The sequence below is a fragment of the Salinivibrio costicola subsp. alcaliphilus genome (assembly GCF_001996185.1).
Taxonomy (GTDB): domain Bacteria; phylum Pseudomonadota; class Gammaproteobacteria; order Enterobacterales; family Vibrionaceae; genus Salinivibrio; species Salinivibrio costicola.
On record NZ_MUFR01000061.1, the window covers coordinates 1 to 10,351 of the forward strand.

The 10,351-nt window shown below is 48.8% G+C and carries 9 protein-coding genes and 1 pseudogene; 2 read left to right on the top strand and 8 right to left on the bottom strand.

Annotation, left to right across the window (positions count from 1 at the left end; all coding sequences use genetic code 11):
- The 3 genes from BZJ21_RS14430 to BZJ21_RS14440 form a co-directional block, all read right to left on the bottom strand.
- The coding region (locus tag BZJ21_RS14430; protein ID WP_077670156.1) for an IS256 family transposase at positions 1-1,150 on the bottom strand (1,150 nt) is incomplete at its 3' end.
- A 493-nt stretch (positions 1,151-1,643) separates the two neighbouring features.
- Complete coding sequence (locus BZJ21_RS14435; protein ID WP_206779506.1) at positions 1,644-2,984, bottom strand: 6-phospho-alpha-glucosidase; 1,341 nt, start codon at positions 2,982-2,984, stop codon at positions 1,644-1,646.
- A 71-nt stretch (positions 2,985-3,055) separates the two neighbouring features.
- Complete coding sequence (locus BZJ21_RS14440; protein ID WP_077670157.1) at positions 3,056-4,696, bottom strand: alpha-glucoside-specific PTS transporter subunit IIBC; 1,641 nt, start codon at positions 4,694-4,696, stop codon at positions 3,056-3,058.
- Positions 4,697-4,962: 266 nt separating this feature from the next.
- Between BZJ21_RS14440 and BZJ21_RS14445 the strand changes: the two genes are divergently transcribed.
- Positions 4,963-5,667, top strand: a complete 705-nt coding sequence (locus BZJ21_RS14445; protein WP_077670158.1) for a GntR family transcriptional regulator — start codon at positions 4,963-4,965, stop codon at positions 5,665-5,667.
- 147 nt (positions 5,668-5,814) lie between these two features.
- On the opposite strand, the gene BZJ21_RS14450 is transcribed toward BZJ21_RS14445, so the two are convergent.
- From BZJ21_RS14450 to BZJ21_RS16820, 3 genes and pseudogenes are all read right to left on the bottom strand, one after another.
- Positions 5,815-6,717, bottom strand: a complete 903-nt coding sequence (locus tag BZJ21_RS14450) for a homocysteine S-methyltransferase family protein (protein WP_077670159.1) — start codon at positions 6,715-6,717, stop codon at positions 5,815-5,817.
- Positions 6,718-6,797: 80 nt separating this feature from the next.
- Entirely contained in the window at positions 6,798-7,217 is a 420-nt protein-coding gene (locus tag BZJ21_RS16695) for a CZB domain-containing protein (RefSeq protein ID WP_394329764.1), read from the bottom strand.
- 18 nt (positions 7,218-7,235) lie between these two features.
- Positions 7,236-7,898: pseudogene (locus tag BZJ21_RS16820) on the bottom strand (methyl-accepting chemotaxis protein); the annotation flags it as partial.
- Between the two features lie 174 nt (positions 7,899-8,072).
- On the opposite strand from BZJ21_RS16820, the gene BZJ21_RS14460 reads away from it, so the two are divergent.
- Positions 8,073-9,098 (top strand): ion channel, encoded by a 1,026-nt coding sequence (locus BZJ21_RS14460; RefSeq protein WP_077670161.1) that lies wholly within the window; start codon positions 8,073-8,075, stop codon positions 9,096-9,098.
- Between the two features lie 23 nt (positions 9,099-9,121).
- Here the strand turns inward: BZJ21_RS14460 and thiD are convergent, their stop codons facing one another.
- Together thiD and BZJ21_RS16880 are read right to left on the bottom strand one after the other, a co-directional pair.
- On the bottom strand, positions 9,122-9,991 hold the full coding sequence (gene thiD, locus BZJ21_RS14465) for a bifunctional hydroxymethylpyrimidine kinase/phosphomethylpyrimidine kinase (protein ID WP_077670162.1): 870 nt from the start codon (positions 9,989-9,991) through the stop codon (positions 9,122-9,124).
- 206 nt (positions 9,992-10,197) lie between these two features.
- Positions 10,198-10,351 (bottom strand): transposase (locus tag BZJ21_RS16880; RefSeq protein ID WP_174566350.1); only part of this gene is annotated, 154 nt, incomplete at its 5' end.

Consider the following 10,351-nt stretch of genomic DNA (forward strand, 5'->3'; position numbering starts at 1 on the left):
TCAGTCTTCGCCAATTTGCCTCGGCAGTTCTCATCAGTTTGCAGGCCATTGAGAGCGTAGTTTTCCGGCTACCACAACTCTTCGTCTTGTTGGTTCTCAACCTCACCGTCGCGAACATTGACTCGATCGGGTTCGTCGTTCGGATGTGAGTCCAATGCTCTGCCGGGAAGTCGTAAAATGCCAGCATTTCTGCCTTGTCTTTGCTCAGACACTCCACTGCCTTAAGATATTTGGCACCATACCGCTTCTCGAACAGCTCAAAGGCTTTATAAGCGTCCTTGCGCGTTTCCGCCATCCAGATATCGTGAAGCGACTCTTTCATTCTTGGCTGAACAGACTTAGGTACTTTGTTCAATACATTCGCGGTCTTGTGTACCCAGCAGCGCTGATGACGTGTAGTCGGCCAGTGTTTGGCGGCAGCATTCCAAAAGCCCAGAGCACCGTCACCAATCGCGAGTTCAGGCGCGATGGTCATGCCTTGTGAAGTCAGTTGCGACAGAGCTTCAAGCCAACTGGCCTCTGACTCTCGGTACCCGTCAACAACCGCCAATACTTCCTTGCGGCCTGTGTCGTCGACACCAATAATAACCAGCAGGCAAAGCTTGTCATCCATACGTACTTTGCTGTAAACGCCATCGGCCCAGATATAGACATACCGTCGTTTACTCAGGTCTCTTTTACGCCACTGTTCGTATTCCGTTTCCCATTGTTGCTTGAGGCGGGAAACGCTATTTGCTGACAACCCCATGGCTTGCTTGCCCAGCAGAGATTCCAAGGCAGGCTGCATATCGCCTGTTGAAATCCCCCGTAAATAGAGCCAGGGAATGAGTTCTTCAATGTTCTTGGTCCGCTTGAGATAAGGCGGTATTAGCTTGCTGTTGAACTTAATCCCGCTCCGCGTTCTGTCACGCACTTTGGGTACTTTAACAGTGATGTCACCAAGACCCGTCTGCAGGGTGCGCTCAGGCAAATGCCCATTGCGAACCACGGCTTGCTTTCCGTCAGCTTGAAGCGATGCATACTGCGCTAGTAAGGCTTGGACTTCCGCTTCTATAGCTTGAGCCAACAACTGCTGCGCGCCTTGTTTCAGCAGTTCATTGAGCGGGTTGTCTGGTTTATTAAGCTCAGTAACGTTATGCTTGTTGTCCATGCGGTGTACTCCTTGTTGGTTGTTGATCTGGCAAGATCAATCAACAGGTTACACCGCATTCTTTTTTGCTTATACACCAGAAATCACTATAGCTCGTTTTTCTTGACCACTACAGCCACTACAGATAGCCCGGCCGCCTTACGAGCTCGTTCTAGGCGTTCTGCAAACATGGCATCCTCTCAAGCAATGAGTTGGTTTATAAAAATAATAACTTTTTTGTAATCATAACCTTATCGCCGTAATTTTCTATCTGCTTGGCCGTTAAGTGTTCTCAATTTTACTCACGCCCTCTTCCAGTATCAGGATACTTGACGCTAAACGCGCGGAGCCGTTTTCGTGCCCGCAGACTGATGAATATGGATTGGGACGAGATTTTGGACATATTGGAGAGTGATTAAGTGGTGAAGCATTAGGTAAACGATGGGAGTTAACGAAAAAGGGAGCCGGATGATTGGCTCCCTTGGTTAGCTCTAACTAGCCTAGAACGTATTTATCAACCGAGTTCTACCCAATACTCTTTGTTCACTTCTAGCATTTCGTCCAAAATGTCTTTGGCTTTTGAAGCGCTTGGAATTGTGGCTGACAAGGTAAATGCTTGCCACAGCCGTTGGTAAGAGCCCTCAACGTGAGCTTGAACAACAAGCTTTTCAACTGATACCTGTTGATTCATCATGCCTTTTTGGAATTCAGGGATTTCACCGATTTGCATTGGTTTTGCGCCTGTATTATCGACAATACAAGGGATTTCAACCATCGCTGTTGGATCAAAGTTACTAATAGCTCCGTTGTTAGGGACGATAAGTAGCATTCTTTCCTTGGTGTTAAAGGCTATCGCGGTCGCTAAATCAACGATGTACGATGCGTGTTCCTCAACCTCGATGGTGGTGTCCTTTGCTGTCCCTGCTGCGATAATGCGATGGCATTCGGTGAACACTTCTTTCTCGCGTCCATCCATCACTTCATTGGCACGGGTATAAACTTTATCGGAGTGTTCTACAACATAATCAGGATACAGATAATATTTAAGGTATGTGTTTGGGATCGTTTCTGGGTCCAGCGCATACACGTCACGCACTTTGATAAACGTATCTTTCCATGATTCGTCGGTATGCTGAGCACCGTTCATCGCGCTAGGTGGCAAGTAACCATGTTCTTTCACATACGCTTTAATCCGAGGCATGAGATCTTCGCCGGTTTTGGCATCTTTAAACTCTTTCCACCATCCAAAGTGGTTCAGGCCGTAGTACATCACATCAAACTGTTTACGGTCTTCATACCCCAAGATTTCAGCGATACGGGTCTCTATCCCAATCGGCATGTCACAGATATTAAGCACTTTCGAATTAGGCCGTAGCACTCGACAAGCTTCAGCAACAATTGCTGCCGGGTTGGAGTAGTTCAGCATCCATGCATTTGGTGAGTACTTTTCCATGTAGTCGATAAGCTCAATCACAGCAGGAATGGAGCGTAGACCATAAGCCATGCCACCTGGACCACACGTTTCTTGGCCCACACAGCCATGACGAAGTGGGATTTTTTCATCTTGCTCTCGCATGGCGTAAAGACCAGCGCGAATATGCGCCATGCAAAAATCAACATCCGTAAAGGCTTCTTCTGGGTCGGTGGTATAAGAGAACTCGATTTGAGGCGCCCGTTCTTGTAGTAAGATCTTGCATGCTTCAGCCACGGTTTCCTGCCGAGATGCAAAGTTGTCGTAGAATTTCAGTTTACGGATCGGAAAACGATCTTGGTTTTCCAGTAGCATCATGACAATACCCGGGGTGAAGGTTGAGCCGCCGCCTGCGATAACAACTGAGAATTCTTTTTTCATCATTTCCTCTCTTATTTGGCTTGAATCATTTGCCAATGAATAGCTTGTTTATAAGTATTTGATAGATATATTTTTTAAATGGCTGGGTTTGGCGCAACCTCTGCGTCCTCTTCCCTTTTTGCTTGTTTTTCACCTCGGTGCACAGCGACGATTTTTTCGCATTCCTCCCGAAGTTGGGGAACGTTTAGACCAATAATGACCTGTACAGCTTGGCCATTCGTCACCACATTGACCGCACCGGTATTCATAAAGAACTCGCGAGAGGCAACCTTACTTGGGTCGGCAACCGTCACGCGTAAACGTGTTGCACAGTTACTCAACTCAATAATGTTTTCAGTTCCACCTAGGCCATCCAAGGTTTCAGCCGCTTGTACTTGCATGGGGCTGACCGTATGACCACCTTTGCCGGTAATCCCGTGTTTTTTATTGAAGTCATCTTTGGTGTGAAGTTTGAGATCGGCATCGCCTCGACCTGCAATTTGCACATCAAACTTTTCAATCAAGAACTTGAAGCTGACAAAGTAGATAAGCGTAAATGCCAGACCAATTAGAATTTGGGTCACGACCATACTGGTGTGGTTGCCGAGTAACGGTATCCAATTCCCTGTGACGAACTCGATTAATCCTCCCCCCATGTTTCCAACCACGCCGAAGCTATACATCATCATCGCCATGGTGCCAGCAAGGAGCGCATGAATGGCGAACAGCCAAGGTGCAATGAAAAGGAACGTAAATTCGAGTGGTTCAGTGATACCCACCAGCATCGCCGTGAGCGTCGCGGGAATGAGAAGCGCAGCAACCTTTTTACGATTCTCGGTTTTGGCAGTGGCATACATCGCCATGGCAATCCCAACACAACCAAAGACTTTCGAGTTGCCGTGTAAGGCAAAGCCTCCCGCGGGAAAGAGATCTTTCATCGCCGTTGACGATTGAGTAAAACTCTCGAGATTCATAAACCAATCAGCGGTGATGCCATTTGGTGTCGCGATATTGCCGAAGACAAACGGCGTATAGATGAAGTGATGCAGGCCAGTTGGGATTAAAATGCGTTCGAGAAAGGTGTATAGCCATACGCCAAACGACCCTGACTCCAACATGAATGTTTGCAGACTAAGGATGCCCTGCTGAATGGAAGGCCAAATATAAAGAGTGAGCCAAGCTGCTGGGATCATCGCGAAGAATGACAACATGGCGACAAAAGACGCACCTTGAAAGATACCTAAATAGGCCGGCAATGTTTTTTCAAACGTGCGGTTGTGGATCCAGGTGATCAGAGACGAGATAATGATGGCGCCAAAAATCCCGGTATCGAGCGTTTTGATACCAGCCACTTCTGTAAGTCCTGATGTGCCGCCGATAGCCTGTGAGAAATCAACACCAAAAAACTCGCCCCAAAAGCCTCCCATTGCATTAACGAAGTAGTTAAACGTCAGGTAGGACACAAGCACAACCATCACTGCTCGAGCATGTGCTGTTTTGGCAAGACCTATGGGTAAACCGATAGCAAAAAGCAGCGCCATGTTACGGAAGATGGTCCATCCTCCTTCTTCGATGACTTTTAGTATTTGGTAATAAAGGCCCTCTTGATCTGCAAGATCGCCGACAAACACTGGGTTTTTCAGAACAATACTTAACCCAATCACTATCCCAACAAACGGGAATAGCAGTACAGGGGTGAACATTGCTCCGCCTAATCGTTGTATTGCACTTAACATAAGCAGCTTCCTTGGTAATGTTTTTTTAGGCTTTGTTGTCTTCTGACAACTACAACTTATACCCACCCCAAAAACAATACAAATAAAACATAAGTAAATCGTGATAAGATACAAATAAATACAGCAAAGCTAAAAACAGGGCAAAAAACGTACTAAACATTGATCTCGTTGCTTGATAAACAGACAAACCAGTGTTTTAGGGTCGGAGGGTCGCTTAATTTGTCTTTTTTTTGTATTATCTGGCAGGTGTACTAGAGAGGTGAAAGATGCTGTATAAAAAAGTGATGCAAGATTTACGCTCACGCATCAATTCAGACGAGTTCGAGGTTGGTGATATCCTCCCCACAGAAAAAGCACTCAGCGAACATTATGGCGTTAGCCGAGTGACTATACGTAATGCTATCGATGAGTTGGTTGAACTAGGCTTAGTTGCAAAGCGTCAAGGCGCTGGCACAAGCATCATCGGTAAAACGGTCGTTGGCTCGTTGCTAACACTGAAAAGTACCAATGAATACTTCTCAAGTACCAACACGACGCTTGAATACAAGATTGATGAGTTCTCTCTCATTGATCCAGACGAAGAGCTGGTGCGGCTTTTAAAGGTCGAGAAAACCGAAAAAGTCTACTTTATTCGAAGATTCAAGCTATTAAACGGAAAGCCATCCGTATACGAAGAGTCTTACATGCCTGCCTCACTCTATCCACGAATGAATGTGATGTCTTTAGAAGGCTCAAAGTATCGCTACCTGGAAGAGGAACTAGGTCTTGATATCGACGGCGCGTCTCAAGATTTCGAAGCCATCCTTCCGAACGAGTCAATGCGTCGGATCCTCGATATCGATCCATCAACACCATTACTTCAAGTACTGTCCATCGGTTTGCTAAAAGACGGCCGTGTCTTTGAATACACAAAGCTGGTATCACTACCTGGCACCATGTCTTACAAGCATTACCTTAAACGGGGTGAGTAGTTAGTTTAGCTATTTTTGGCTGATAGTAGAGGATAAGCCATATCTTAATGCGCATAAAAATGTAAATAATGACACTTTTATGCGCGTAAACGTGTTTGCGGATTCGCTTTCACGGATGAGCTGTTCTAGTTGCTTCGACTCATGCCCCTAACGCCCCAGTTCCGAAAACTTGATGATCTCGTGGGACTGCTCAAGGGTTTGCGCGAGGTGTTGGATGTGCGCGGGGGTGATTTCGCAGCAGCCGCCGACCACCAGGGCACCGTCGGCAATCCATTGTTGTACACGTTCGGTGTGGACTAAGGGTGAGAGATCTTCACGCGCTTCTAGGGCATCGGCTTTGCTGCCTTTGGCCATGTCTTCTACCGATTTAAAGGCGTTGGCATAGCCACCGACAATGTTAGCTTGGGTCGCCATTTGCGGCATGGCGGTGGTCAGCACGGCAGGATCGCAACAGTTTAGCATCACCGCGGTTGGGGCATACTCGGCCACGGCGTGCATCGCTTGTTCAAGTGACTCGCCCGAGCGCAAGGTGCCTGCTGCCTCTAACCGAAACGCCACCCCAAACGGTTTGCCTTGTTCACGGGCGGCGGCGCATGCTGCACGCGCTTCGAGGGTGTTGGTCATGGTTTCGATTAAAAACACATCCACATGAGGCTGCAAGTGGGCAATATGCAAAAACTCGGCTTTCATGTCATCAAAACTGCGTTGCGGCTGGCCGAGGTAGCTGCCCACCAGCGGTGGCAAACAACCGGCAATATCGACATCGGCGCCTGTCTCATCCACGGCTTGCTGCAGCGCTTCGAAGGCTTTTTGATAAATGGTGTTGATTTTATCGCTCAACCCCGCTTTGGCCAGACGTGTGGGTGTCGCAGGATAGGTATTTAAGGTATGTGTTTTCGCGCCGGCACGGATAAAATCTTTGTGCACGTCTTTGACAATATTGGCATGTTTTAACATCACCGCGACCGACCAAAGCTTAGAGCTCACATCGGGGCCACGTTGATAAATTTCTTGCCCTAGGCCACCATCGAGTAGTGCAATCGACGTCATGGGTACTTCAGCCTCCTTCGGCCATCTTTCCTTGGTTTGACTTGAGATTACCATGAGCTCGTCGATTTAACACCCCGTTGTTACGCCACCTCTTCACTCCCTTCTATTGCGAGATGTTCAAGCTTATCGATCACCGTCATGCTGGCGTTTTCCATCTCTTTTAATGCGGTGACCATTTGATCCGGTTGTTGAGCATGAAACGCTGCCACCGCAGCCTTGGCATGGGTGTGCACTTGCTCGTGAGGCCCGGAAATGGCTTTAAACGTTTGCAACTGACCAAAATATTGCTGCCCTTCACCATGGTTATACCACTGGCCGAGTCGGCATTGGGTGTGATCGGTGACATCGTCCGCCATCATACTGTCTTCGCCCAATACCACGCGGTATATCGCAAATTTAAAGCTGATATGGTCAAGTTTGGCCAGTTCACAAAAGGCGCGCAGTGCAGAGGCTTTAATGGTGGTGCGGCTGTGCTGTGCTTGCTCACTTTGGGTGGCCATGGCATCGGCAACCTGTTGGCCTTGTTCGCTGTATTGAATGGCTTCAGTGGCAAGGGTATCGGTGAGCGTGCACGCATGGCTGCTGCCCGCACGAATTTTTTCCACCAGCTGGGTAATATCTTGGGTGGCGGTGGACGTGCGCTCGGCAAGGTTGCGTACTTCATCAGCGACCACCGCAAACCCTCGGCCCTGCTCACCGGCGCGTGCCGCTTCAATGGCTGCGTTTAACGCCAGCAGGTTGGTTTGATCGGCGACATCACGAATCAAATTGACAATGCCACTCACCTCTTGGGCGTGTTGATCGAGCGAGCGAATCGCTTCCGACGATTGCTGACATTGCGAAGATAACGACTGTACATGACGCGCAAGGTCATTGACTTGCTCGGCGCATGATGCCGCTTGATGGCTCACGTCGGTCACACGCTCTTTTTCACCGTTAATGGTGTCCGCCAAAGTAGCCAGAGAGGATTGGGTGGCGTTGATCGAATCACCAAAGTGGCATAAGTTGGCGTCGATCGCTTTGCCGGTTTGGCGTTTTTTCGCGACGGTATCCAGCTCTGCCTGCAATGCGCCTTTCTCTGTATTCAGCGCGTCGATGGTATGATTAATTTGCTCAATTTTTTGCTGCAGAGCAACCTGCTTTTGCTGCTCTTGTTCAAGTTGACGCCGAGATATAAACACGCTGACTCCTAATGATGTAATTAAGCTTTTTATAATATTTTAACGCTTTAAATTGGCTTTGTAGGATTATCCAAGCAAAGTGTGATCGCATTGACGCCAAGCGCCTGATTTACACTGTAAACCTGACGCAAATCACTTCATACTGCGATCACTGAAGTGAATGAGCGAAAATTTATGACTTTTTGGTTGCTTTTTAAACGTTGGATTATCAGTCGCTTCGCCCATTTGAACGGGCGTATGCTCGGCTTGGTGGTACTCGCCTATGGCGTGATTGGCTGGCTACTTTTATATGGGGCGGGCGAGACCGCGATGACCCAGTCGCTGAGCCGCTATGTGTATTACTTGATTGTGACGGCCTCGACCGTTGGCTACGGCGATTATTCCCCCGTTACTGAGTGGGGGCAATGGATCACGTCTTTTTGGATTATTCCCGGCGGCTTAGGGTTGTTTGCGGTGGTGATTGGGCATGTCACCGGATCACTGGTGGATTATTGGCGACGCGGGTTACAAGGAAAACGGAGTATTAGTGTGAAAAATCATCTTCTTATCTTAGGCTGGAACGGACAACGTACGATACAGCTTATTCGTTTATTGCAAAGCGGAGTGCACGGTGAGCGCCCGATTGTGCTTTGCGCACGCGCAGAAATCGAAAACCCACTGCCTGGTGAAGTGGAATTTGTGCGCGTGGCAAGTTTTACCGATGCTGAAGGCATTGCCCGCGCCAAGGTCGAGCATGCCTCGAGTATTATTATTGATAACCCAGAAGATGATATTACTTTGTCAGCGGCTCTGTTCTGCGCACATAAAAATCCGTCAGCGCATTTATTGGCGTATTTTCAAGATGATGCGATAAGCCAAATCCTCAAACAGCACTACCCGCATGCGGAATGTGTGCCGTCGGTGTCGGTCGAAATGCTAGCAAAAGCGGCGGTGGATCCCGGTTCAAGTCAGTTGCATCATGAGCTTTTGAGCACGTCACAAGGGATGACGCAATACTGTGCCCGTTATCCGAGTAACGCAACAGAAATCGATACCGGCGATCTCTTTGGTCAGCTCAAGCAAGAATATGACGCCACCTTAATTGGGATCGACCAAGGCCAAGGTATTATCTTAAACCCGCCAGTGGGGACAAAAGTATTGCCGGGCGACCGTCTTTTTTATATCGCCGCCCAGCGCTTGCCACATTGGTCCGCCGCGTAAGCACGCTATCTAATCAAAGTGCATTATTTAACGAGAGCGTGCGATTCAACCAACGCATGCTTGGATAAATAAACACTCTCATCAGCGGGGTAGGCGAAAAAATGATGTACCGGCCCTGCCCCTCTTCCAACGATTAACTGTTGGCTATGCGCTAAGGCGTCAGTGAGATAACGCTTAGCCGCTCGCCCGGCGTCGATGGGTGTCAGTCCCTGCGCATAAAACGAGGCAATCGCCGCCGACAGTGAACAGCCTGTGCCATGGGTGTTAGGCGTTTCAATGCGGCGTGCACTCAGGGTTTGACACGTATCTCGGCTAATCCACACATCCAGACTCTCTGGCGCATGATGCAAGTGCCCACCTTTTAGCATCACATACGGACATCCGAGCTTGCGCAGTGCCGGAACTAAGGCGTACATCTCTTCGGTGGTTGTCGGAACAGGACACCCGGTTAAACGCGCGGCCTCTGGCAAGTTGGGGGTTAAAATGGTCGTGCGCGGGATCAATGTATTGATCAGTGCATCCATGGCGTCATCATCTAATAACGGATCGCCGCTGGTGGCGATCATGACCGGATCGAGCACGACTGGTAAGTGCGGGGAGCGCGCGAGCACAGCAGCTACTTCGCGAATAATCGCTTGGTTGGCGAGCATGCCGATTTTCACGGCACGTACCGGCATGTCGTATAACACAGCATTCAGTTGCGCGCGAACAAACGCTGGGTCGACCGGCGAAACGGCCTCAACGCCACAGGTATTTTGTGCAGTTAAGGCGGTGATCGCCGAGCAGGCATAACCGCCCGTGGCTGAAATCGCTTTAATATCGGCTTGAATACCAGCCCCCCCACCGCTGTCTGAGCCGGCGATGGTGAGAATAACAGGTGGTGATTGGTTCATATTGGCCCCTTAATCATGAGGGGCGGAAGGAGACAAAACCACGCACGATGGCGCGACCTTGTGTGCTGAGCACGTCAGTTCCCTCCGCCAGTGCTAACTGGATCAGGTTCTACCCGAAAGCGCCAAGTGCTCCATCTAAATCTAATGAGCCTAAGCGAAATTAATTTAGGTGGTGGTGAAAGACGCACCACCACGAAGTGGTGGCTTTAATCAAACCCTTTTTGCTGATCTAGGTATTGCTTCACGATCTCAAGTGGCGCACCTCCGCAACTAACCAGACAATAACTTCTGCTGTAAAAAACTGGCTTCCAGTAAAACTTACCCAAGTACTCAGAAAACTCCTTTCTAACAAGTCTTGAT

What these genes read in the sequence shown, in the direction of transcription:
- BZJ21_RS14435 (WP_206779506.1), bottom strand. Translation starts at nt 2,984, where the DNA reads ATGATGAAAAAAGAATTCTCAGTTGTTATCGCAGGCGGCGGCTCAACC.
- BZJ21_RS14440 (WP_077670157.1), bottom strand. Translation starts at nt 4,696, where the DNA reads ATGTTAAGTGCAATACAACGATTAGGCGGAGCAATGTTCACCCCTGTA.
- BZJ21_RS14445 (WP_077670158.1), top strand. Translation starts at nt 4,963, where the DNA reads ATGCTGTATAAAAAAGTGATGCAAGATTTACGCTCACGCATCAATTCA.
- BZJ21_RS14450 (WP_077670159.1), bottom strand. Translation starts at nt 6,717, where the DNA reads ATGACGTCGATTGCACTACTCGATGGTGGCCTAGGGCAAGAAATTTAT.
- BZJ21_RS16695 (WP_394329764.1), bottom strand. Translation starts at nt 7,217, where the DNA reads ATGGCCACCCAAAGTGAGCAAGCACAGCACAGCCGCACCACCATTAAA.
- BZJ21_RS14460 (WP_077670161.1), top strand. Translation starts at nt 8,073, where the DNA reads ATGACTTTTTGGTTGCTTTTTAAACGTTGGATTATCAGTCGCTTCGCC.
- thiD (WP_077670162.1), bottom strand. Translation starts at nt 9,991, where the DNA reads ATGAACCAATCACCACCTGTTATTCTCACCATCGCCGGCTCAGACAGC.